The 23,389-nt window shown below is 37.5% G+C and carries 20 protein-coding genes and 2 pseudogenes; 9 read left to right on the forward strand and 13 right to left on the reverse strand.

What is annotated here, in order from left to right; genetic code table 11:
- The first annotated feature begins 237 nt into the window (after positions 1-237).
- Both cysB and acnA read left to right on the forward strand, forming a co-directional pair.
- The gene (gene cysB, locus V3224_RS17530) at positions 238-1,212 is read left to right on the forward strand and encodes an HTH-type transcriptional regulator CysB (RefSeq protein ID WP_334472089.1); all 975 of its coding nucleotides are present in this window, start codon (positions 238-240) and stop codon (positions 1,210-1,212) included.
- Positions 1,213-1,449: 237 nt separating this feature from the next.
- Positions 1,450-4,122, forward strand: coding sequence for an aconitate hydratase AcnA (gene acnA / locus V3224_RS17535; protein WP_334472090.1), 2,673 nt, complete (start codon positions 1,450-1,452; stop codon positions 4,120-4,122).
- Between the two features lie 64 nt (positions 4,123-4,186).
- Here the strand turns inward: acnA and ribA are convergent, their stop codons facing one another.
- Positions 4,187-4,789: a GTP cyclohydrolase II gene (gene ribA, locus V3224_RS17540; RefSeq protein WP_334472274.1), complete on the reverse strand. Its 603-nt coding sequence runs from the start codon at positions 4,787-4,789 to the stop codon at positions 4,187-4,189.
- A 544-nt stretch (positions 4,790-5,333) separates the two neighbouring features.
- Here ribA and V3224_RS17545 point away from each other — a divergent pair.
- From V3224_RS17545 to yciH, 4 genes are read left to right on the forward strand one after another with little or no spacing between them, the layout of a single operon-like run.
- Positions 5,334-5,651: a LapA family protein gene (locus V3224_RS17545; protein WP_032115008.1), complete on the forward strand. Its 318-nt coding sequence runs from the start codon at positions 5,334-5,336 to the stop codon at positions 5,649-5,651.
- Between the two features lie 6 nt (positions 5,652-5,657).
- Positions 5,658-6,827, forward strand: coding sequence for a lipopolysaccharide assembly protein LapB (lapB, locus tag V3224_RS17550; RefSeq protein WP_334472091.1), 1,170 nt, complete (start codon positions 5,658-5,660; stop codon positions 6,825-6,827).
- A gap of 44 nt (positions 6,828-6,871) precedes the next feature.
- Complete coding sequence (pyrF, locus tag V3224_RS17555; protein WP_334472092.1) at positions 6,872-7,612, forward strand: orotidine-5'-phosphate decarboxylase; 741 nt, start codon at positions 6,872-6,874, stop codon at positions 7,610-7,612.
- On the forward strand, positions 7,600-7,929 hold the full coding sequence (yciH, locus tag V3224_RS17560) for a stress response translation initiation inhibitor YciH (protein ID WP_442890651.1): 330 nt from the start codon (positions 7,600-7,602) through the stop codon (positions 7,927-7,929). The genes pyrF and yciH overlap by 13 nt, the downstream gene beginning before the upstream one ends.
- A gap of 59 nt (positions 7,930-7,988) precedes the next feature.
- Here the strand turns inward: yciH and osmB are convergent, their stop codons facing one another.
- From osmB to rsxA, 9 genes and pseudogenes are all read right to left on the reverse strand, one after another.
- The gene (gene osmB / locus V3224_RS17565) at positions 7,989-8,210 is read right to left on the reverse strand and encodes an osmotically-inducible lipoprotein OsmB (protein ID WP_334472094.1); all 222 of its coding nucleotides are present in this window, start codon (positions 8,208-8,210) and stop codon (positions 7,989-7,991) included.
- A gap of 158 nt (positions 8,211-8,368) precedes the next feature.
- Positions 8,369-10,318 (reverse strand): exoribonuclease II, encoded by a 1,950-nt coding sequence (locus tag V3224_RS17570; RefSeq protein ID WP_334472095.1) that lies wholly within the window; start codon positions 10,316-10,318, stop codon positions 8,369-8,371.
- Positions 10,319-10,460: 142 nt separating this feature from the next.
- Positions 10,461-11,102 carry an endonuclease III gene (gene nth / locus V3224_RS17575; RefSeq protein ID WP_334472096.1) on the reverse strand — a complete coding sequence of 214 codons (642 nt, stop codon included), beginning with the start codon at positions 11,100-11,102 and terminating at the stop codon, positions 10,461-10,463.
- A complete protein-coding gene (locus V3224_RS17580; protein WP_334472097.1) occupies positions 11,095-11,829 on the reverse strand; it encodes an electron transport complex subunit E in 735 nt (244 codons plus the stop codon). Before V3224_RS17580 ends, nth begins: the two co-directional genes overlap by 8 nt.
- A gap of 5 nt (positions 11,830-11,834) precedes the next feature.
- Positions 11,835-12,462, reverse strand: a pseudogene (gene rsxG / locus V3224_RS17585) (electron transport complex subunit RsxG).
- Positions 12,463-12,471: 9 nt separating this feature from the next.
- Entirely contained in the window at positions 12,472-13,557 is a 1,086-nt protein-coding gene (gene rsxD, locus V3224_RS17590; RefSeq protein WP_334472098.1) for an electron transport complex subunit RsxD, read from the reverse strand.
- Between the two features lie 26 nt (positions 13,558-13,583).
- The gene (gene rsxC / locus V3224_RS17595; protein ID WP_334472099.1) at positions 13,584-15,344 is read right to left on the reverse strand and encodes an electron transport complex subunit RsxC; all 1,761 of its coding nucleotides are present in this window, start codon (positions 15,342-15,344) and stop codon (positions 13,584-13,586) included.
- A complete protein-coding gene (rsxB, locus tag V3224_RS17600) occupies positions 15,337-15,951 on the reverse strand; it encodes an electron transport complex subunit RsxB (RefSeq protein WP_334472100.1) in 615 nt (204 codons plus the stop codon). The genes rsxC and rsxB overlap by 8 nt, the downstream gene beginning before the upstream one ends.
- Positions 15,951-16,532: an electron transport complex subunit RsxA gene (gene rsxA / locus V3224_RS17605; RefSeq protein ID WP_334472101.1), complete on the reverse strand. Its 582-nt coding sequence runs from the start codon at positions 16,530-16,532 to the stop codon at positions 15,951-15,953. Before rsxA ends, rsxB begins: the two co-directional genes overlap by 1 nt.
- 253 nt (positions 16,533-16,785) lie before the next feature.
- Here rsxA and V3224_RS17610 point away from each other — a divergent pair, with 253 nt between their 5' ends.
- Together V3224_RS17610 and V3224_RS17615 are read left to right on the forward strand one after the other, a co-directional pair.
- Positions 16,786-17,832: an oxidoreductase gene (locus V3224_RS17610; protein ID WP_334472102.1), complete on the forward strand. Its 1,047-nt coding sequence runs from the start codon at positions 16,786-16,788 to the stop codon at positions 17,830-17,832.
- Positions 17,833-17,880: 48 nt separating this feature from the next.
- Positions 17,881-18,854, forward strand: a pseudogene (locus V3224_RS17615) (bile acid:sodium symporter family protein).
- Between the two features lie 17 nt (positions 18,855-18,871).
- Here V3224_RS17615 and V3224_RS17620 read toward each other — a convergent pair.
- From V3224_RS17620 to manA, 3 genes are all read right to left on the reverse strand, one after another.
- On the reverse strand, positions 18,872-19,318 hold the full coding sequence (locus V3224_RS17620; RefSeq protein WP_334472103.1) for a hypothetical protein: 447 nt from the start codon (positions 19,316-19,318) through the stop codon (positions 18,872-18,874).
- A 72-nt stretch (positions 19,319-19,390) separates the two neighbouring features.
- Positions 19,391-20,983: a YdgA family protein gene (locus V3224_RS17625; protein ID WP_334472104.1), complete on the reverse strand. Its 1,593-nt coding sequence runs from the start codon at positions 20,981-20,983 to the stop codon at positions 19,391-19,393.
- Between the two features lie 89 nt (positions 20,984-21,072).
- On the reverse strand, positions 21,073-22,248 hold the full coding sequence (manA, locus tag V3224_RS17630; protein WP_334472105.1) for a mannose-6-phosphate isomerase: 1,176 nt from the start codon (positions 22,246-22,248) through the stop codon (positions 21,073-21,075).
- A gap of 144 nt (positions 22,249-22,392) precedes the next feature.
- Here manA and V3224_RS17635 point away from each other — a divergent pair, with 144 nt between their 5' ends.
- Positions 22,393-23,367, forward strand: a complete 975-nt coding sequence (locus V3224_RS17635; protein ID WP_334472106.1) for an IS701 family transposase — start codon at positions 22,393-22,395, stop codon at positions 23,365-23,367.
- Positions 23,368-23,389: the final 22 nt, after the last annotated feature.

The raw sequence follows: 23,389 nt of genomic DNA on the forward strand, positions 1-23,389 counted from the left end.
TAATAATCTTGCCAAAATTTATATTCATTATAACTAATAAACATATAATTAATTGTTAGTAAAATAAGCTCATTATATAAATAATATTTAATTTGTAATTTATTTGTTGTTATATTTTCAATCGTATATATTATTGATTATAATAAATAATGCTTATATTTATTTTTGTTATAATAAAATTACTATAAGTTATTAAATAATTAATCCTTTATTCAATTTATAAGGACGCTGAATAAGATGAAATTACAGCAATTACGTTACATTGTAGAGATTGAAAATCATAATTTAAATGTTTCATCAACAGCAGGAGGGTTATACACATCACAACCAGGTATAAGCAAACAGGTTCGTATGCTTGAAGACGAATTGGGAGTGCAAATTTTTGGACGCAGTGGTAAACACTTAACTCATGTTACTCCAGCCGGAAAGGAAGTAATTAAAATTGCTCGAGAAGTGATGACGAAAATGCACGCTATCCGAGCAGTCGTTGGTGAACATACTTATCCTGATCGTGGCATATTAGCCATTGCTACCACACATACTCAAGCAAGGTATGCTCTTCCTCCGGTTATTAAACAATTTATCGAACATTATCCACAAGTTTCATTACATATGAGTCAGGGTTCGCCAATACAAATTGCGGAAGATGTCAGTAAAGGAAATAGCGACTTTGCTATTGCGACTGAAGCGTTACATCTTTACAAAGATTTAGTGATGTTACCTTGTTATCATTGGAATCGTTCGGTTGTCGTTAAAGCTGATCATCCTTTAGCTGACAAGAAAAATATTACCATTAGTCAACTAGCTCAATACCCGATTGTGACTTATACCCATGGTTTTACAGGCCGCTCTGAATTGGATGAGGCTTTTTATAAGGCAGGTTTACAGGCTAAGATTATTTTTACCGCCACTGATGCTGATGTTATTAAGACTTATGTAAGATTGGGATTAGGTATAGGAATTATTGCTAGCATGGCAGTTGACCCTAATCAAGATCAGGACTTAGTTATTATTGATATGCGGGATAAGTTTAGCTATAGCACTACAAAAATAGGTTTTCATCGTAATAGTTTTTTACGTAGCTATATGTATGATTTTATTTGGCGTTTTGCACCACATTTAACGCCTGATGTTGTTGATAAAGCGATTGCTTTACGTTCAAATGAAGAAATTGAAGAAATGTTTAAAGAGATTCAATTACCAACAATATAATTTTAATAAAAATTAGAGTTTATTTTCTATTCATGATTTTTTATTTTATATTTTTTCTTATGCACTAATTCCACATCAAGCCAGGGCTATTTAGCGTTAATACTTTTAATTTATTTTGAACAAAATCATATTTAATGATCATTATGTGTTACATAACCGAAAAATATTTCTAATATATTATCTTTATAAGATGCGTCATCTTAGTTATCTAGATAAAAAATAATAAAAGGAGGAGTTATGTCGTTAAGTCTAAGAACGGACTGTGCATCCACACTCTCCGCTGGAAGTAAACACTATGAATATTTTAGCTTACCTATTGCAGCCAAACAGTTAGGTGATATTTCGAATCTGCCAAAATCACTTAAAGTACTATTTGAAAATTTGCTGCGCCATCTGGATGGAAAATCTGTTGTATTAAAAGATTTGCAGGCTATGGTTGATTGGCAGCATACGGGGCATGCCGAGCGTGAAATTGCCTATCAACCAGCCCGAGTTTTGATGCAGGATTTTACTGGTGTGCCAGCAGTGGTTGATCTCGCTGCAATGCGGGAAGCTGTGCAGCGATTAGGTGGTGATGTTAATAAGGTAAATCCATTATCGCCGGTCGATTTAATTATTGACCATTCGGTTATGGTCGATGAATTTGCCACTCCTCAAGCCTTTAGTGATAACGTAAAATTTGAAATGCAACGCAACCATGAACGTTACCTATTTTTACGTTGGGGACAAAAGGCATTTAATCGTTTTAGAGTTGTGCCGCCCGGAACAGGTATTTGTCACCAGGTAAATTTGGAGTATTTAGGTAAGTCGGTGTGGTATGAAGAACGAGAAGGAAAATTGTTCGCTTATCCAGACACATTGGTTGGTACTGATTCTCATACCACGATGATCAATGGTTTAGGAGTTTTAGGTTGGGGAGTGGGCGGTATTGAAGCAGAAGCCGCAATGTTGGGACAACCGATTTCGATGCTCATTCCAGATGTAGTTGGTTTTAAATTAATTGGCAAACTAAACGAAGGGATCACCGCTACTGATTTAGTTTTGACTGTCACCCAAATGCTGCGTAAACATGGCGTAGTGGGTAAATTTGTTGAATTTTACGGTGATGGTTTAGCTGATTTACCGCTCGCGGATCGGGCTACTATTGCCAACATGTCTCCTGAATATGGCGCTACATGTGGTTTCTTCTCGGTTGACGAAATCACTTTAAGCTATATGCGGTTAACAGGGCGTTCGGAAGATGAAATTGCTTTAGTTGAAAATTATACTAAAACACAAGGATTATGGCGCCATCCAGGTGAAGAGCCTATTTTTACCAGTACCTTAGTATTAGATTTAGCATCGGTGGAAGCTAGTCTGGCTGGACCTAAACGCCCTCAAGATCGGGTTGAATTAAGCCAGGTTCCGCATGCGTTTAAAGATTCAGTCGAGCTTGAATTAAATAAATCAACCAAAGAGCCAGCGCCATCCGTCAGTTATGATGGTAAAAATTTTCAGTTACAAGAGGGAGCGGTTGTTATTGCGGCGATAACTTCCTGTACCAATACTTCAAATCCAATTGTTTTAATGACGGCAGGATTACTTGCTAAAAAGGCGGTTGAAAAAGGTTTAGTGCGTAAACCTTGGGTAAAATCTTCGTTAGCACCAGGTTCGAAAGTGGTTACTGATTATTTAGCTAAAGCGGGATTGACTAATTATTTAAATCAATTAGGTTTTAATCTAGTTGGCTATGGCTGCACCACTTGCATTGGTAACTCAGGGCCACTACCGGCGCCAATAGAAGAAGCAATCAAAAAACATGATCTAACTGTAGGTGCAGTGCTATCAGGCAATAGAAATTTTGAAGGTAGGATCCATCCATTAGTAAAAACCAATTGGTTGGCATCACCACCTTTAGTGGTAGCTTATGCGTTAGCGGGTAATATGCAAGTAAATCTTGCTGATGAGCCGTTGGGACAAGATAAAAATGGTAAAGATGTTTTACTAAAAGATATATGGCCTACCAGTCAGGAAATTGCTGAGGCAATACAGTTAGTAAAATCTGACATGTTCCATAAAGAATATAATGCAGTTTTTGATGGTGATGAAGCATGGCAGGCACTTGATGTAAAACGTTCAGCCACTTATTCATGGCAACCTGATTCAACTTATATTCGTAATCCTCCGTTTTTTGATGGCATGCAGCTTGCGCCGGCGCCGATCACTGATATTCATGCTGCTCATATTCTTGCAATCTTGGGTGATTCTGTTACGACCGATCATATTTCACCAGCTGGAAATATTAAAGCGGATAGCCCAGCCGGCCATTATTTACAGTCCCATGGCGTACAAGCAACAGATTTCAATTCGTATGGTTCGAGGCGAGGTAATCATGAAGTTATGATGAGAGGCACATTTGCCAATATTCGTATTCGTAATGAGATGCTTCCTGGGGTTGAAGGGGGATTTACTCGCTATATACCAACACAGACTCAGCTAGCAATCTATGATGCCGCCATGCAATATCAGCAAAAAAAGATACCTTTAGCAATTATTGCTGGCAAAGAGTATGGTTCCGGTTCTAGTCGTGACTGGGCGGCTAAAGGAACCCTATTACTCGGGGTAAGAGTGGTTATTGCTGAATCTTATGAACGAATTCATCGCTCTAATTTGATTGGTATGGCGGTCTTACCGTTAGAATTTCCGGCTAATGTAAACCGTAAAACGTTAAAATTGACCGGTGATGAGACAATTGACATTGCAGGCTTGCAATCGATTACCCCAGGCGAGATGATTACAGTAACCATTACTGATAAAAATGATCAGAAAACGACAATAGCGATGCATTGCCGCATTGATACGATGACTGAATTAGAATATTTTCGTCATGGCGGTATTCTGCAGTATGTTATTCGTCAAATGTTAAAATAAACGGATTTAAACCATCAAAAACTGCTCTGTTAAAAGCAGACAGTTTTTGATAATAATTGATTGATTATTTTTTCGCATTATCAGATAGAATATGACCTAATTTGCTGGCTTTTACATTGAGATAGTCACTATTTTTGGGATTACGACCAACAATGAGAGGAACTCGTTCTACGACATTGATTCCAGCTTCTTTCATAATTTCTAGTTTTTTAGGATTATTGGTTAATAATCTCACTTCATTTATTGCTAATAATTTATACATATCAGCACAGACATTAAAATCACGTTCATCGGGTTTGAACCCGAGTTTTAAATTGGCCTCAACAGTATCCAGCCCCTGATCTTGCAGAGCATAGGCGCGGATTTTATTTAATAATCCGATATTACGCCCCTCTTGACGATGGTATAGTAGTACTCCGCTACCTTCTTCGGCAATTTGTTTAAGTGCTGCTTCTAGTTGAAAACCACAATCACAACGTAAACTAAATAAGGCATCTCCGGTCAAACATTCCGAGTGAATACGGGAAAGAACGGGTTTTCCATTAGTAATATCACCATAAATAAGTGCGATATGATTATTACCATTAACAATTTCTTCAAAACCAACAAGTAGAAACTCACCAAAAGGAGTAGGTAATTTGGCTTCAGCTATATGTTTTAACTGCATAGTGTTATACATAATGAACGAAACTCTGGATTTAAAATTAAGGAAAAGCGCGTTAAAAAATAGTTAAATATAGTTATCAAATTATTTTTACCTATATATTTTACTAGGCTAGTGGATATCATCAGTAGATAAGTTTATGTTCATATTACTACAATATGATTATTAAAAAATTAACTATTTTAACTATAAGCACATTTTGTTTATTAATTTAGATTGAGGTTTGCTGATTGAGACCGGTGCCTAATATAAATAAATGTTCTGAGATTTTTTCATTTATTGAAAAAAATAGTCAGCAACACTAGTATTTCGTTAAATGGGATAAATTCAATAAGGAATTTTTTGATTAAAAATATTTTTGCACCATTAACATGTTATAGGAAAATTTTTGTGGTAACTCATTATGTTATCTACCATTGAAATGTTTATTTAAATAAAAAGGTGAGTGTTGATATAATTCACTTTCTTTATTGGGTTTAGATGCTAAGTTAAGCAACGAAAAGTGTTTCCAGCGCTTTTCTATCATTAAGCAACAATAGGAAAAAATGTGAAATATTTTTTAATTTTATTACTTGCTGTAGCCATTTTTATTGTTTCCGTGACACTTGGCTCAAGCAATAATCAGATAGTAACATTTAATTATTTGATTGCTAAAGGTGACTATCCAATATCGACATTACTAGCCGTCCTTTTTGCGGTTGGATTCTTGCTGGGTTGGCTTATTTGCGGGATGTTTTACGCTAAAACATTAATTTCATTATCAAATGCAAGACGTAAGATTAAACGTTTAGAAAGTCAATTAACCGAATCAACTCAAAGTGAACACGATACTAAAGTGGCAGTTGTTACAAATGAAAAAAGGTAATTTTTTATGTTAGAGCTGCTATTTCTGCTACTGCCTATTGCCGCTGCCTATGGTTGGTATATGGGACGCAGAAGTGCTCAACAAGATAAACAACAAAATGCTGATCGTTTATCCCGTGAATATGTAGCTGGTGTCAATTTCTTGCTATCTAATCAACAAGATAAAGCCGTTGATCTGTTTTTAGATATGCTTAAAGAAGATAGCTCGGCGTTTGAGGCTCATTTGACATTAGGTAATCTTTTCCGTTCAAGGGGGGAGATTGAACGGGCTATCCGTATTCATCAATCCTTGTTTGAAAGTAACTCATTATCCTTTGAGCAGAAACTATTAGCCACACAGCAGCTTGGGCGAGATTATTTAGCAGCAGGAGTTTATGATCGGGCGCGAAATATTTTTTTGCAGCTAGTTGATGAGCAAGATTTTCGCTTTAGTGCGTTACAATCTTTACTTACTATTTATCAAGCAACTAGCGATTGGTATAAAGCAATCGAGGTTGCCGAAAAATTAGTCAAAATGGGCAATCCTCAATTTAAACAAGAAATAGCTCATTTTTATTGCGAACTGGCACTATTGGAGCTGAGTAGTGACGATCTTGATGGCGCATTTCTTTTACTAAATAAAGCCGCTCAACCAAATAAAAACGCTACTCGAGTTTCTATTATGAAAGGGCGCATTCATATCGCCCGAGCTGAATATGAAAAAGCCATTTCAGTACTTAAACAAGTTTTTGATCAAGATAGAGATTTAGTCAGTGAAACTTTAACCATGCTTTATGAATGTTATCATCATTTAGCGAATTGGCATGATTGGGAAGCTTATATCCAACAATGTGTTGCTGGCGATTGCGGCGCAACTGCTCAGCTTTATCTGGCGGAAATAATTGAAAAAAGAAAAGGGCTAGAAAAAGCGCAAATATTTATTAAACAGCAACTTGAACGTCATCCAACGATGCGATTGTTTTATAAACTGATCGATTATCATTTGGCAGACGCAGAAGAAGGCAGAGCAAAAGAGAGTCTGGAATTACTGCGCAATATGGTTGGCGAGCAAATCCGCTCTAAACCTGATTACCGTTGCCGCAAATGTGGTTTTACTACCCATTCTTTATATTGGTATTGTCCTTCATGCCGCTCTTGGGATACGATCAAACCAATAAAAGGCCTTGATGGTCAGTGACAACGTAACATATATTGCATTCATTAAATTTAAAAAGGTTAAAAATGATAGCCAGCACGCAAAATACACTTCCTGTCTCTACTAATTCCCCGGTTATTGTTGCATTAGATTATCATGATCTGGCTAAGGTATTATCTTTTGTTGACAACCTCAGCCCGCAGGATTGCCGCCTGAAAGTGGGTATGCAGATGTTTACTTTATATGGCCCACAATTTATTCAAACTTTACATAACCGAGGGTTTCAGGTTTTTTTGGATTTGAAATTTCATGATATTCCTAATACGGTGGCGCAAGCTGTTAAAGCAGCGGCGGAAATCGGGGTTTGGATGGTTAATGTACATGCCAGTGGTGGGGTCAGAATGATGATGGCGGCTAAAGAGGCACTAGTTGAATATGGTAAAGATGCTCCACTATTGATTGCGGTTACCATATTAACCAGTATGGAACAAGCGGATCTGCACCAGATTGGTATTATTACACAACTGCCGGCTGATCGCGCCTTGCAGCTAGCAAAATTAGCCAAGGAGTGTGAGTTGGATGGTGTAGTCTGTTCAGCACACGAAGTAGCAACACTGAAATCAGCTTGTGGTAGCGATTTCTTATCAATTACGCCAGGCATTCGCCCCATTGGTGCAGAAGCCTATGATCAGCGGAGAATTATGACGCCAGAGCAGGCTATTAATGTTGGCGTTAATTATATGGTTATTGGTCGTCCTATTACCCATAGTGCCGATCCAGTGTTAACGCTGGCGCAAATTAATCGTTCAATTGGATGGATAACATGAGTGACTCGCGTTTAGTTTATTCGACGGAAACTGGCAGAATAGTTGAAGTAGAAAAAAAATCAGTGCCAACCAAAGGCGACGGTATGGTTCGTATCAGACGTGAAAGCTCAGGCCGAAAAGGCAAGGGCGTTTGTGTTATTACTGGCTTGGATTTGAATAAAGATCAATTAATGATGCTTGCTGCTGAATTAAAGAAAAAATGTGGTTCAGGCGGAGCAATCAAACAAGGTAATATTGAGATCCAGGGTGATAAACGCGAGCTTATTAAGCAATTATTAGAAGCTAAGGGAATGAAAGTTAAACTGGCCGGCGGTTAATCATATTTATAAATAAAGCCAGATAATGAACTGGCTCTATTATGGTTTGTTGGGTGCGATTATTTCTTACCGACTTGGTGACCAATTAGACCACCAATAGCAGCACCACCTACCGTACCTAATCCACTACCTTCAGTCAGAATCGCACCACCTACTGCCCCTATGCCAGCACCAATAGCGGTATTTTTGTCGCGTTTTGATATATTAGAGCAGGCTGTAATAGACATGAGGGAAATGACAGATATTAACATCAGTAATGTGTGTTTTTTTGAACTCTTCATTCTTCTATCCTATTGATATAATCAATTAAATTCAAATTAACCTAGATAGCAACTTTTTTTAATCAGATTTTTCGGCAAGCTAAATGAAATTGCAAAAATAATAAAGCCGCTATTCTGTACAGATAGCTTATTATCAGTAAGCTATCTGTGAAATGTCCTTAGGATACCAGTCGTGCAATAATATTGCGGGTTTCCATTCGAACTTCTTCAAGTTGAACATTAATCACATCGTTAAGTTTATGAACAGCAACACCTTTAATAATTATAGCGCCTGCTTCTTGACTACATTGTATTTCTTCTCGCACAGAATGGATAAAAGGTGCCGGAATAAAGGCATTGGCGCCATTGTCGGTTAAACGGATCCGGAGCCCACCTCGCGTAATGTCGGTTATTTCAGCAGCAAAAATAGTGTTAGTTTTGGCGAAAGGTTTTAGATAACGTGCATATAACCAGTCACCGACATCGCGTTCAGCTAAACGATTAGCGCGCTTGCGATCAGTAATTTTTGCCATCAAAGTTTCAGAAGGTTTTGTGATATTATGCTGCTCATTATTGATTATGGCTTTTAAAAAGCGGTGATTGATGATATCTGTATACTTGCGGATAGGGGATGTCCAGGTTGCATAGGCATCAAATCCCAAACCATAATGGGCAGCTGGCGTAGTTTTAATTTCAGCAAAAGCTTGAAAACGGCGTATTCGACTATCTAGAAATTTAGTGGGTTGGTCATCTAATAAACGCCGTAAACGACAAAATCCTTCAAGTGTTAACAGTGTTTGGGCATTTTGTTCGATATCATGTTCTTGCAAAATGGCAACAACGTTATCAATTTGACTGGGTTCAAAGCCATTATGAACATTAAAAATACCGGTTGCTAATTTATCTTTTAATACTTTTGTTGCACAAAGATTGGCTGCAATCATCGCTTCTTCGACGATACGATTAGCAATCCGCCGTTTCTCTGCCAATATATTCGTGACATTACCATTCTCATCAAGTACAAAGCGATAATCAGGACGCTCTTTAAATACTAATGCATGAGTTAGGCGCCAGGCGGCCCGTTTTTCGCACATTTCATTGAGCAATGAAATGTGCTGTTTGATAATTTCATTTTCGGGTTGCCATTTATCTTGTTGCTCTTCTAGCCAGTCAGAGACATCATCGTATACCAATTTATTTTTTGATTCGACCCATGCCAGGCAAAATTGAATATTATCAGCCAATTGTCCATCTTGTTTAATATCAAATTGACAGACTAGTGCAGGGCGGCGCTCATTAGGACGCAGAGAACACAAATTATCTGATAATTCACGTGGCAACATCGGAATATTGAAGCCAGGTAGATAATTGGTATAGCAACGTTGTTGGGCAATGGTATCTAACTCACTGTTTACCGGGATATAACTGGTAGGATCGGCAATAGCAACAAATAGACGCAATTGATCATCGCCAATACGCTCTATATAAAGCGCATCATCCATATCTTCGGTACTAGCACTGTCAATGGTAATAAAGTTGAGGTGAGTGAGATCAAGGCGTTCTGCTGTCTGCTCCTCAATGGTACAATTTTGCATTTCCGGCGCTTCGCGCTCTAATTGATGCCGACTCAATGTTACCCACCAAGGGGCAAAATGGTCATCGCCATGGGTAATATATTGGATTATTTCTGCTTGAAATCCGCCTTGATTTTTTAATGGATGACGACGGATTTCTGCTATTACCCAATCATCTTGCATCAAATCATTAGCTAGATGTTGCGCCGGACGACAAAAAATATTTTCTTTTAATACTGGGTGATCGGGTTTCACATAAAGCCGATTATCATTATTTCTTTTTTGAATACGTCCTACAAATCGGGTAAGAAAGGGCTCAATTAATTGTTCTGGTTCAACAATTTCACGATCTTTATTTGTGTGAATGGTGGCGATAATTCGATCACCATGCATTACTTTTTTCATTTGTGGCGGTGGAATGAAATAAGTTTTCGTTCCATCGACCTCAAGAAAACCAAAACCTTTTTCGGTACTTTTGACAATCCCTTCAACACGAGGCGTTTGGGCATGTAATTGCTGTTTTAGCTGCGCTAGCAGCGGGTTATCTTGAAACATACTATCCGTATTTGCGTCGTTAAATTAAAATTTACCCACATTTTGCTCAAGTTGAGTGCTATGGGCAAGCAGAATAATAATATTTGTCACTTCAATAAATGGCATATATAAAGTTGTCATGAAAATTCGTTAGTTAATCGCGTTAGGTTGTGGGGTATTGTTTGTCGTTAAATTCACATAAATCTTCAATAATACAAGAGCCACAGCGTGGCTTTCTGGCAATACACGTGTAACGGCCATGTAGTATAAACCAGTGGTGGCAATCCACTTTAAATTCAATCGGTACTACTTTGATTAACTTTTGTTCAACCTCGATAACATTCTTACCTGGGGCAAAATTCGTGCGATTACAAACGCGAAAAATATGGGTATCAACAGCAATTGTTGGCCAGCCGAAGGCGGTGTTCAATACCACATTTGCCGTTTTGCGGCCGACACCGGGTAAGGATTCCAAGGCTTCGCGATTTTCTGGCACCTGGCTATTATATTTATCAATTAATATCTGACAGGTTTTAATAATATTTTCAGCTTTGGTATTAAATAAGCCAATTGTTTTTATGTAATGCTTTATTTCATTGATGCCTAGAGCTAGCATTTTTTCAGCGGTATTTGCAATCGGGTAGAGTTTTGCCGTTGCTTTATTGACACTAATATCGGTAGCTTGAGCGGAAAGTAATACAGAAATAAGTAGTTCAAAAGGCGAATTAAAAACAAGCTCCGTTGTTGGTGTTGGATTGTTGTCACGTAAGCGAGTCAGGATGTCTATCCGCTTTTGTTTATTCATATTTTATTTGCTCTCGATCCTTGGCTAAATGATTTTTATTGGGGAAAGCCGCCGATTTTACCGCAGATTGCTGTTGTTTGTGACTAATATATTTTTTTACTTTTTCATCGATTAAATATTTACCTGCTAGCATCAAACCTAATCCAATGAAAGCCCCTGGGGGTAATATAGCTAATAAAAAGGGAGAATTAAGATGAATAACTTCAATACGTAATATTTTCGCCCATTCTCCTAACAGCAAATCTGCACCATCAAACAGCGTACCATTACCTAAAATTTCTCGCATGGCACCTAAAAGAAACAGTGCTATCGTGGCACCCGCTCCCATCGCTAAGCCATCAATTGCTGAGTTATAGACATTATTTTTGGCGGCGTAAGCTTCAGCTCGCCCAATAACAATACAGTTAGTAACAATCAGCGGAATAAAAATACCTAAAGATTGATATAAATCAAAAGCATAGGCGTTAATTAACATCTGCACACAGGAGACGACCGATGCGATAATCATTACATAGATTGGAATACGTATTTCGCTTGGGATCCAATGACGAAAAGTTGAGACGGTAATATTAGTGAAAAACAGCACTAATGTTGTTGCCAGTCCCAATCCTAACGCATTGGTGGCTGTCGAAGAAATCGCTAGCAACGGGCACAGACCTAATAATTGAACCAGTGCTGAATTGTTTTTCCATAATCCTTGGATAAAAAGTTTCTTAGTTTCATTCATGGTAATTAATTTGCGCATGCTGGATAAGTTGATAATTTTTGCGGCATCGACTGTATAAACCAGGCAGCACGCTTAGTGGCATTAATAACTGCTCTTGGTGTAATGGTGGCACCAGTAAATTGGTCAAAATCGCCGCCATCTTTTTTTACCGCCCAATGGGGACTATGTTCTGAGTCAATTTTTTTACCTGAGAAATAGTTGATCCAATTTGAAATACGAATATCAATTTTATCACCTAATCCAGGTGTTTCATGATGTTCAGTTACACGAACACCAAGCACTTTACCATGAAAATCGGCTGCGATTAGCAATTTTATTGCTCCCGAGTAACCATCTGGTGCGATACTTTCTATGATGGCAGCAATCGGTTTTCCCTCTTTTCTGGCAATATAGAGATGATGGGGCAGTTCGCTACCTAATGCTTCATTTTTACTTACTAAGTAACACTCTTTGGTTAAATTATTATCATAAAATTCAGGATCAATAATTTGATCAAACAGTTTTTGTTGTTGGATAAGTAGCTGGTTATTAATGGTACTTTTGGTGATGGTATAAACCACTGCTGTCAGTCCAGTCGTAGCGGCAGCAAAAACAGCCAATAATCAAGCCATGATGTCTAATGGATTTTAGCATAACCACTCCTTATTTATGGCCATAAACACGCGGCTGGCTATAGTGATCAATCAGCGGTACAGCGATATTGGCCAGTAATACTGCAAAAGCAACAGCATCAGTATAACTACCATAAACACGAATGATCCAAATTAATAATCCAATCATTGCACCATAAATAAGACGACCACGCGGTGTAGTTGCCGCCGTAACTGGATCAGTGGCGATAAAAAAGGCACCAAGCATGGTTGCTCCTGAAAACAGATGTATCATAGGAGAAGCGTATTGTGATGGCATAATAAGCCAGCTCAATAATGAGCAGAATATTAGCGTGGCTAAAAATGCCAGCGGAATTTGCCAGCTGATTATTCGGCGATAAAGCATAATAATGCCACCAAACAGATAAGCAATATTAACCCATTGCCAACCGATGCCAGCTAAAGAACCTTGTAAAATAGGTTGTTGCAGTATTTGGCTAATTGAGTGTGTTAGTAAACCCGTTTTAAAGCTATCGAGTGGTGTCGCTTGAGTTAGACCATCAAAACCTAACGTTAATTGGTTTAAAGTTGCTCCTGTATCGGTATGGCCGGAAAAAATGACTTGTAGGCTAGCTAAAGTATCGGCATGGATCGATTGAAGCTCTGTCGGCGGTAACCAACTTGTCATTTGAACAGGAAATGAGATCAATAATACCACATAACCTACCATGGCTGGATTAAATGGATTTTGGCCTAATCCGCCATAGATGTGTTTAGCTATTAATATGGCAAAGGCCGTACCTAAAACTACCTGCCACCAGGGTGATAATGGTGGAATACTAATAGCCAATAATAAGGCGGTTACTAAGGCGGAATTATCTTTTAAATGGGTTATAAACGGTAATTTTCGTAGCTGTAAAGCTGCCGCCTCACAAATAAATGCGGTTATGATAGCGAGTAAAATTTGGTAAATCGTTCCACTACCAAAAAAGTAAATTTGGCAGGCAATACCGGGAATGGCAGCAATAACAACCCACAGCATGAGTTTACTGGTACTTTGGTTTTCATGCATAAAGGGTGAAGTCGTCATTTTTAATCGGTTGACCCGACTATTAGTCGGTATTGGTCTGAATTTCATTTTTCAGCTCATATATTGTTCAATTATTAGGGAGTTTTACTCTGCGCATCACGTTTGGCTTTAGCCCGAGCAATAGCGGCGGCAACGGCCGCTTTACGTGGATCAACTGGCTGCGGCTCGCTTGTTGTTTCTGTTGCTACAACTGATTGGCTTTCGGCTGCTTGTCTGGCAGCTTGAATAGTGCGCAGTTGGGCTTTTCTGGCTTGATGCGCTTCAATCGCTGCTTGGTTATTCAATGGTTCAGTTCTACTATTGTCAGCCTGATTTTTTTGTGCATTAATTCGCATTAATGCAGCATTAATTGCGGCTTTGTCGGTTGCTTCGGGCTTAACAGCCGCTTTATTATGCCGTTGCTGACGCAGAATTTTTTCTCGTTCAAGCCGGCTTTTTTTAGCCTCAAACCGTTGCTTAGCATCCGATGTACGTTGTTTTTCTTGAGTAATGGTTTTAATTTCAGCCTTTTCTTGTCGATAGTATTGGACCAGTGGAATATTACTTGGGCAAACATAAGCACAAGCACCACATTCTATGCAATCGGATAAATTATATTGTTCCGCTTTTTCATGCTCCTGTCCTCGACTAAACCAATAAAGCTGTTGTGGTAATAAATTAGCTGGACAAGCTTGGGTACAAAGACCACAGCGAATGCAAGCTTCTTCAATATTAGGTTCACCGATTTCTGCTATGGTAGGAGCAAGGATACAGTTGCTAATTTTAACAATAGGAGTGGTTAAATCAGACAAAGTAAAGCCCATTAGTGGCCCTCCCATAATAACCATTTGCTCTGATTGTGGCACCAGACCGACCTGTTGTAATAGAAAATTGATCGGGGTACCCAAACGAACCCAATAATTACCAGGCTTTTGTATAGCATCGCCGGTTAATGTAACCACCCGTTCAATTAATGGTTCTCCATCGATAATGGCTCGTTTAATCGCAAACACAGTACCAACATTTTGCATCAATATACCAATGAACGAAGAGTGAACGCCGTTGGGTATCTCCTTGCCGGTTAATATCTTAGTTAATTGTTTAGCGCCGCCTGAAGGATACTTTGTTGGGATCACTCGTAATTTAATCATAGCTTGTTGGCCTAAAAGTGCTTCTTTTAAGGCGGCTATTGCTGCGGGCTTATTATCTTCAATACCAATCAGGACTTCTTTCGGTTTTAAAATATCTATCAGTATCAGTATACCTTCGATAATTTCATCAGCATGCTCCTGCATTAATCGATCATCGGCGGTTATATAAGGTTCACACTCTGCGGCATTGATAATTAACGTATTAATTAACTTATTGCCATTTTTCAACTTTGTTGCCGTCGGAAAGCCTGCGCCGCCTAATCCTGCTATACCGGCTTGCTCAATATGTGACAATAAGACTTTAGCAGAATATTGTAAGTAGTTGGGTAGAGGTTTGCGCTCACACCATTGATCTTTACTATCTGGCTGTAATCGAATACAAAGCTCTTTTAGGCCGGAGGGGTGTGCGGTTATATGGGGGGCTATGTCAGTAATAGTACCTGAAGTCGTAGCATGGACAGGGATCTGACGATCACAACCTTTAGTTAATGCTTGTCCTTTTAAAACATAGTCATTGGTTTTAACAATGATATCACCCGCTGAGCCTACATGTTGCTGAATAGGAATAATCAATTCATTAGCTAAAGGGAGCGTAACTAACGGAACTTGGCTTGATTGTATTTTCATTTCAGGCGGATGTATGCCACCTGAAAAAGACCAAATTTTTTCTTTATTTGACGTAAGTTTTTTGAAAAAGTTAAACATTTGCTTGCTCCTTGCTAGCAAATGTAACGGTCGCTGTTGAGTTCGATGATGTAGTAATATTTTTTACTGGAATAGTGGTGAGATCCCATTTCCAGTTTTTGATGGTGGTTTTTATTGGTAGCATCGTAATACAGTCTGTTGGGCAAGGGGCAACACAAAGATCACAACCGGTACAGAGATCTTCTACCACTGTATGCATAGCGCGCGTTGCTCCAATAATTGCATCAACGGGGCAAGCCTGAATACATTTAGTGCAGCCAATACAGTTGGCTTCATCAATAAAAGCAACTTTTCGTTCTGGTGTTAATTTATCTTCATCAAGCGCTTGTGGCTCTACATTAAGTAATTCGGCAATTTTTAACATAGCTTGTTCGCCGCCGGGCGCGCACCTATTTATGGTTTCACCATTATTGGCAATTGCTTCGGCATATGGGCGACAACCTGGATAGCCACATTGGCCACACTGGCTTTGTGGTAAAATATGATCAATTTTTTCTACTATTGGATCGTCTTCTACTTTAAAGCGAAGCGCTGCAAATCCTAAAATAAGACCAAAAATAAGGCCAAATCCGGCAATAACACTGATTGCAATTAATAAAGTACTCATTAGAATTTTACCAAACCACTAAACCCCATAAATGCTAAAGACATTAGGCCGGCTGTAATGAGACCAATCGATGAACCGCGAAAGGGAGCCGGAACATTTGCCACTGCGATACGTTCACGGATGGCAGAAAATAGCACCATTACTAAAGAAAATCCTACTGCAGCAGCAAAACCGTAAACGGCAGATTGTAAAAAATTATGTGATTGATTGATATTCAATAAAGCGACACCAAGAACTGCACAGTTTGTGGTAATTAACGGTAAAAAAATACCTAAAAGGCGGTATAGTGTCGGGCTGGTTTTGCGTACCACCATTTCAGTAAATTGAACAACAACAGCAATAACTAATATAAGGCTTAAAGTACGTAAATAGATTAAATCTAACGGTATTAGAACCAATGTATCCATTAGCCATGAACAGATGGATGCTAAAGTCATCACAAATGTTGTAGCAAATCCCATACCAATAGCGGTTTCTAGTTTTTTAGAAACCCCCATAAAAGGGCATAAGCCAAGAAATTTTACCAGCACGAAATTATTTACCAAAACGGTAGCAATAAATAATAAAAAATAATCTGTCATCTGAACGCCTAAATTTTTTATTTAGTCAGTCGAAGTTGTAAACCTAAATGGTCGGCTATGATAGCAACTGATAGTCATATTAGGTTATCGATCTTGTGTGAAAGTCAATTTTAGTCAGTTAATGATTTTTAAGAAAATGAAAAATAGTGATTGCAGCTAAAAAATAAAAAGGTACGCTAAATAATATGCATCGGCTGGTCTGGTTGTAATATATGGTTTTAAGTTTGATATGTCATTGTTTTAAGGGGTAGTTATGAATAAACCGATTAAGGTTGGTTTGATTGGTTACGGTTTTGCCGGTAAAAACTTTCATGTTCCTTTTATTACCACAATAGAAGGATTTCAATTATCAGCTATTGTAAGTAGTGATGAACAAAAAGTAAAAAAAGATTGGCCTAATGTCCCTGTTTTTGCTTCACTTGAACAACTTTTGGCTGAGCAGCCAGAAGTCTCTTTGATTGTTATTCCAACACCAAATAAAACTCATTTCCCATTGGCTAAACAAGCACTCGAAGCCGGTAAACATGTAATCGTCGATAAACCGTTTACCTTGACTGTGCAAGAAGCTGTAACGTTAAATCAATTAGCGCAAACAAAAGGTAAGTTATTATCTGTTTATCACAATCGCCGCTGGGACTCAGGTTTTTTAACGGTGAAATCGTTGCTAGAAAATCAAATATTGGGTGAGCTAAAATATTATGAATCGCATTTTGATCGTTATCGGCCTGATGTGCGTCAACGGTGGCGAGAGTCAAAAGAGGCGGGCAGTGGTCTATGGTATGATTTGGCGCCTCACATGCTTGATCAAGTATTGCAACTTTTTGGCCAACCTAAATCGATTTTTGCCGATATAGCAATGATCCGGCCACAAGCTGAAGCAGTTAATTATTTTCATGTTTGCTTAAATTATCCAACCTTAAAGGTTGTTTTACATGCCACCACCATCGCAGCAGCAGAGTCGCCGATTTATCTACTACATGGTATGGAAGGCAGTTATGTAAAATATGGTCTCGATCCACAAGAAGAGTGTTTAAAAGCAGGGCAATTACCAACAGCAAAAGATTGGGGTAAGGATAGTCACGATGGAAATATGACGTTGTCACAAAATGGTGAGCTAATCGTTAAGCCATTAGAAACTAAACCGGGTAATTATGGTCTCTATTATCGTGCTATTCGTCAGGCAATTACTAATGGTGCACCTAATCCAGTTAGCGCCGAAGAAGCTATTTTGGTGATGAAATTGATTGAAGCGGGAATCGAGTCGGCAAAAATGCAACACACAGTAGAGCTGGCGCTTTAATTTTATTCATTTTGTCTATTCATATTTTTAAATATTAAAGGAAGCGTTATGTGTTGGTGGCGTCGTTTACAAATTGATTATTTTTTGCTGTTTATGTTAATGACTATCATGCTTGCTTCCTTTTTTTCCTTGTCAAGGTAAGGTGAAAATCGTCTTTCAACATTTAACGACTATAGCCATTGCGTTACTTTTTTTTCTCCATGGCGCAAAACTTTCACGCCAGGCTATTTTTGCCGGTATCGGTCATTGGCGATTACATCTGCTAATTTTTTGTAGTACCTTTATTTTGTTTCCGATTATTGGCTTAGCGTTAAAGCCGTTAGTACCTGAGTGGATGTCACCGACTGTTTATATCGGATTTCTTTACCTTTGCGCCTTACCTGCGACAGTGCAGTCTGCGATTGAGTTTACTTCTGTTGCCGGCGGCAATATTGCCGCTGCCATTTGTAGTGCATCAGCTTCCAGTTTGTTAGGGGGGGTTTTTGTCGCCAATATTAGTCAGTTTCTTAATAGATATTGATAATCATCAACAGATTGAGCTGTTGTCAAATATTGGTGCTATTTTATTGCAAATTATGCTGCCATTTATATTAGGTCATTTACTTAGGCCGTTACTGGTACAATGGATTAATCGCTATCGAAAATTAATTACTATTTCTGATCGTTCATCTATTTTATTAGTGGTTTATGTCGCTTTTAGTGAGGCGGTTATTGAAGGGATATGGTATAAAGTTGATGGCTGGTCGCTATTAATGATTGCGATTGTTAGCGGTTTTTTACTTGCTATAGTGATTTTATTTAATATTTACACCGCTCGTTATTTTGGTTTTAGTAAAGCCGATGAGATCACAATAGTATTTTGTGGCTCTAAGAAAAGTTTAGTTAATGGTGTCCCTATGGCTAATATACTTTTTCCTACTCATCTAGTTGGTATTATTTTACTGCCGGTGATGATTTTTCATCAAATTCAATTAATGGTATGTGCGCTATTGGCACAACACTACGCTAAAAAAAGTCGTTAATATGAAAATTATTCAGCTTATTTAATTGATGATACATAGCCATTTAATTTAACTCTCTCATTTTGTGTCTTTTCTTCACATTGCATTTGCTTAACTTGTAGTAGTTTTTGGCTCAATAGAAAGGGGCAAACAGGTAAAGACAAGCTTTCAGTTGAATGTAAGTTTTTTGGCGATCCTTGTAGGGAGACATTTTCTATCGTGGAATTATATTCCTGATTAAGTCGTGAAGTGAGATGATAATGATGATAATTCTTTATTTGAATTGAACTGTCAAGATTTAAACGTAACATGAGTTGGTGATAAAATTTAGCCTTACTTGAATCAATTTTAGTTGAAATATGAATATTATTTTTTACAAAACAGTTTTTTATTTTACTAATTAATGAGTTTGTTTTTAGCTGATTATGTTGCTGGCTAGGTTTTATTAAAGGTCGATCTTTTATGATATTAATTTTATTCAACATAGAAACCCTCAGTATTAAAAATTGATACAAAAGAGCCAGTATCTTAACTGGCTTTTGTCATTTTACTAAGGTTTAATTTGATTGCGGGGTAATTTTCGGCGTTGTTGCAGGCTGAGACGATGGATTGTCCATCAAACCAATATTAATTAAAAACTCAACTAATTTAAATGATTGATTATTCATCTTCAGTTCGTCACCGGCGTAATGAATATCCATCGTCATATTATCTTTGGTTACGAGCATCCATGGCAAAATTGGTCTATCTTCATTCAATTGTGCTTTTTTCTCATCACTGAGGAAGTATTCTGTTGGTGATGTAAAGACATTTTGCTTAGCTGAACTTTCAAATTCACTAATTTGTGTAGTTGCTTTCTGACTAAATAATGTTTTTTGTTCCGGGGTGGTTACTTTATCATCTGAGCCTAGTATTTCTGTTTGGGTAAACATTTCTATCAACATCGGTTTTGATAAATTAACATTGATATTAAAATGATTGAATAGTGCTTTAATAACCTGATCGTATTGGTTATTTTGGCTATAAACAGAGAGTTGATTCAATGTCCAAGGCTTCATATCGATATCTATTTTGATATCGCTTTGACCGGCACTATTTTTCCAATAAAAAGGTTCGATGACAATTCTCGGACTATTCTTCAACAAGCTAGGTAAGTTCTCAACTAATAACTGGGCGAAAATAGTATCTGCATTATAAAGAGGGTTGCCATTTGCTAAGTTGTGAGCAATTTCATCATTATAACTTTTTAGGAAATTACCAAACGCTTTAGCATCCATTCTTTCGATTAATAACGTAAGTTCTCCAGAACCTAAGTTTTGTTCTTTAGCGATAAGATCATTAATGCTATAAGAAATTTTACCGTCAATGCTATCGTCTTTTAGAACAGAATCTAAGTTAATAGCAAAATTTTTAAATGAAAATTTAATGTCATCGCTATTAAAATTAATATCGGAAATATTAAGCGTCTGTTTGCCGGAGTAGAAATTAAACGGAGTCAGTGATAAATCACTTTGGATATTGAGCCCTTTAAGGATCATGCTTTCCGTTTTCTCTTTATTGCCGATAACAAAATTATCACTAACAACGGAAATTTTTATATCTTTAAGATCGGTATTGCCCACATAATTAATTGCACCACCGCTAAACGTTATATTTTTTCCATAAGGATTACCGTCTAGTGGACTTAAATTTAAATTTGCATCTAGGCCTTCATTAAAACCGACGTCAACATCACCAGTTATGAATGCTTGCTCCTGAGTATATTTGAATAGTTCTTCAGTGGTTTCATTTTTAACCAGTTCAATAGTGGTTGAGGCTAATCTTGGTAACAGATTAAGTTTAACTATTTTGTTAATAGGAAAGGGGCCATGAAAGATTTTTGTGGCAAACTTAACAATGGTATTTTTTCTTTCGCTGCTCTCTTTTATATCAATAACGATGTCTGCGTTAGAAGTGAAAATTCCTCGCTGATAATTTTCTGTTTTAACATTAATACCAGCTTCTGGTGCATTATTTTTTAGTGTGGTATTAGTACGTTCAATGAAAGTATCAAACTCTCCCTCAATTTTTTTTCCGGTATACCAAGAGCCAATTGTCCAAATTACGGCAACAATTACAATGACACCTACAGCTACTAACGATTTCTTCATATATCCATCCCTTAAGGATTTTAGCGGGTAAAAGTGATCAAATTTAATAAAATATATTATATACAGCTTTGTATGTATTTTAATTTTTGTTAATAATTAAAAACTCTGGCCAGTTTACCTTTTCCATTAAGCATAATTTGTCTTTTGGATGCAGATATAAATATGGATTCCCCAGATAGGATCTCGGCAGTTTGATTTTTTGAGGTGATAGATATCTTACCTTCAACACAAAATAAAATCGTGGCAGAATTGTTTGCTATCGTAGTCAATTGATTATCAATTAGATATAAGGAAAAAGCAAAATCATCTACCGGAATAGGATAACAAAATTCATTATTATGTATATTCGGTTGTAGCAATAATGTGTCGCAGGGTTTGGCAATGAAATCTAAATTAGCCAGTAATTCAGCAATATCAATATGTTTGTTAGTTAATCCCGCGCGCAGTACATTGTCAGAATTGGCCATTACTTCTAAACCAACACCTTCAATATAAGCATGCGGCGTTCTGGCATAGAGAAACATCGCTTCACCTGGTTGTAATTCAATAATATTCAGTAACAATGGTGCAAATAATCCATTATCTTCAGGGTATAATGGCAACATTTTTTCTATCGTGTTACAAGGTTCCCCTTTTTCTTGCTGTAGAACAGATTTTAAGGCTGCAAGTAGCGGCTGCTTTTCTTTTGTTGTCAGGCTTAACAAATGTTTAAAAAGTTGTGCTAGTTGAGTTTCTGTTGGGGTCTTTAAAAATAGTTGAATAACTGGTGAAGCTTCGGCAATCGGCAGCAATAAATTAGTGATCTCCTTTAAAGGGCGAAATGAATTAAGCGCTTTGAAAGGTGTTAAAGCATAAATCAATTCAGGCTTATGATTATCGTCTTTATAATTACGATTAGGGCAATCGAGCGCAATTCCTGCTGCGTTTTCACGCTTAAACCCAACTTCGGCAGCAATTTTATCTGGGTGTACCTGGATAGAAAGTGGTTGAGTTGCGCAGAGCACTTTGAATAAAAAAGGTAATCGATGAAATTTTTGGGCAATTTTTTCACCGAGATAATAGCTTGGATCGGTTGCGATTAGTTTATCTAACGATATTTTTTGCTGGCTATTTAAATCTTCAACCATAGAGCTGGCTTTAGGATGTGCTCCCATCCATAATTCAGCCATCGGTAAATGCTGAGGATTTTTGATATGGTAAAGCTTAGTTAGGGCATCTTTACTACCCCAATCATAGTGTTGAATTTTATTGATCATTTTAAACATATAATACTGCTCTTAGTTGATAAAAATTTATTTTTAACTGTAATGCAATAAACTCTCTTATCTCTCACATTTTAACACGAGTTTCGCAATCTCCAAAAAAGAAGTATAAATTTAAAAACAAGAAAAAATCAGGGTGTTCATATTTTGTCGGGTTATCCATGTATTAAAGATATCTATAAAACATTCTTACAAGTAAGCAGTTTAAGATACTCTGGTTTAGCGTTATCAGAAGTAAGCCCATCGCCTTTATCTCGTGACACTCTTAGCCGATGGCTAAAAAGTAGATGTTTTAGACCTAAAGACCTATGGCGATTAGTTGAACCTTCTATAGACAAAAAAAGCCCTTGCGTACTAATTGCCGATGATACATTGATTGCCAAAACACGTAGTAAAAAAATAGAGATGGTCCATTATCAATATTCAGGTAATGAACATGATGTTATTGCTGGCATAGGTTTAGTTAATTTGCTTTGGCATGATCTGACGAAGGTTGAATCAATTCCTATCAATTATCTTATTTATGATAAAGATTCTGATGGAAAAACAAAAAACACGCACTTTTCCGAAATGCTCACTCTTGCTAAAAAAAGAGGGATCATGCCAGAAGCGGTAGTGATGGATGCTTGGTATTCTAGCCTGGATAACCTGAAATCAATTCGCTCTCATGGTTGGATCTGGGTAACCACGCTGAGGAAAAATAGGATTGTTAACCATAACAAACAACTGAACAAGTTAGACATCTCAGAAGAAGGAACGTCAATACACTTGCGAGGATATGGTTGGGTAACCGTTTTCAAATTTACAGCCAAAAACGGCCGTATTGATTACATAGTAACAAACAAAGAGAATCCCACCCGTCAATACGTCCAATCTATCATGGATGCCCGTTGGTCTGTTGAAGTTTATCATCGAGAAGTTAAACAAAACTGTGGTATTGAACGCTGTCAGGCTCGCACGAGCCGAGCGCAAAGAAATCATATTTTTCTCGCTATTTCTGCGTGGTTTGAACAACATAAACGTCGTATATCTGAAAAAATAACCCTTTATCAACAAAATTGGGACGTAATCAAAAGTGCTATTACTGAGCAAATCCGTGTTTTATTAGCGTACCCAAATTAGTTTTGTGCGAAACTCGTGTTTA

Source organism: Arsenophonus sp. PmNCSU2021_1, assembly GCF_036919435.1.
Lineage (GTDB): Bacteria > Pseudomonadota > Gammaproteobacteria > Enterobacterales > Enterobacteriaceae > Arsenophonus > Arsenophonus nilaparvatae.

What these genes read in the sequence shown, in the direction of transcription:
- cysB (WP_334472089.1), top strand. Translation starts at nt 238, where the DNA reads ATGAAATTACAGCAATTACGTTACATTGTAGAGATTGAAAATCATAAT.
- acnA (WP_334472090.1), top strand. Translation starts at nt 1,450, where the DNA reads ATGTCGTTAAGTCTAAGAACGGACTGTGCATCCACACTCTCCGCTGGA.
- ribA (WP_334472274.1), bottom strand. Translation starts at nt 4,789, where the DNA reads ATGCAGTTAAAACATATAGCTGAAGCCAAATTACCTACTCCTTTTGGT.
- lapB (WP_334472091.1), top strand. Translation starts at nt 5,658, where the DNA reads ATGTTAGAGCTGCTATTTCTGCTACTGCCTATTGCCGCTGCCTATGGT.
- pyrF (WP_334472092.1), top strand. Translation starts at nt 6,872, where the DNA reads ATGATAGCCAGCACGCAAAATACACTTCCTGTCTCTACTAATTCCCCG.
- yciH (WP_442890651.1), top strand. Translation starts at nt 7,600, where the DNA reads ATGGATAACATGAGTGACTCGCGTTTAGTTTATTCGACGGAAACTGGC.
- osmB (WP_334472094.1), bottom strand. Translation starts at nt 8,210, where the DNA reads ATGAAGAGTTCAAAAAAACACACATTACTGATGTTAATATCTGTCATT.
- V3224_RS17570 (WP_334472095.1), bottom strand. Translation starts at nt 10,318, where the DNA reads ATGTTTCAAGATAACCCGCTGCTAGCGCAGCTAAAACAGCAATTACAT.
- nth (WP_334472096.1), bottom strand. Translation starts at nt 11,102, where the DNA reads ATGAATAAACAAAAGCGGATAGACATCCTGACTCGCTTACGTGACAAC.
- V3224_RS17580 (WP_334472097.1), bottom strand. Translation starts at nt 11,829, where the DNA reads ATGAATGAAACTAAGAAACTTTTTATCCAAGGATTATGGAAAAACAAT.
- rsxD (WP_334472098.1), bottom strand. Translation starts at nt 13,557, where the DNA reads ATGAAATTCAGACCAATACCGACTAATAGTCGGGTCAACCGATTAAAA.
- rsxC (WP_334472099.1), bottom strand. Translation starts at nt 15,344, where the DNA reads ATGTTTAACTTTTTCAAAAAACTTACGTCAAATAAAGAAAAAATTTGG.
- rsxB (WP_334472100.1), bottom strand. Translation starts at nt 15,951, where the DNA reads ATGAGTACTTTATTAATTGCAATCAGTGTTATTGCCGGATTTGGCCTT.
- rsxA (WP_334472101.1), bottom strand. Translation starts at nt 16,532, where the DNA reads ATGACAGATTATTTTTTATTATTTATTGCTACCGTTTTGGTAAATAAT.
- V3224_RS17610 (WP_334472102.1), top strand. Translation starts at nt 16,786, where the DNA reads ATGAATAAACCGATTAAGGTTGGTTTGATTGGTTACGGTTTTGCCGGT.
- V3224_RS17620 (WP_334472103.1), bottom strand. Translation starts at nt 19,318, where the DNA reads ATGTTGAATAAAATTAATATCATAAAAGATCGACCTTTAATAAAACCT.
- V3224_RS17625 (WP_334472104.1), bottom strand. Translation starts at nt 20,983, where the DNA reads ATGAAGAAATCGTTAGTAGCTGTAGGTGTCATTGTAATTGTTGCCGTA.
- manA (WP_334472105.1), bottom strand. Translation starts at nt 22,248, where the DNA reads ATGTTTAAAATGATCAATAAAATTCAACACTATGATTGGGGTAGTAAA.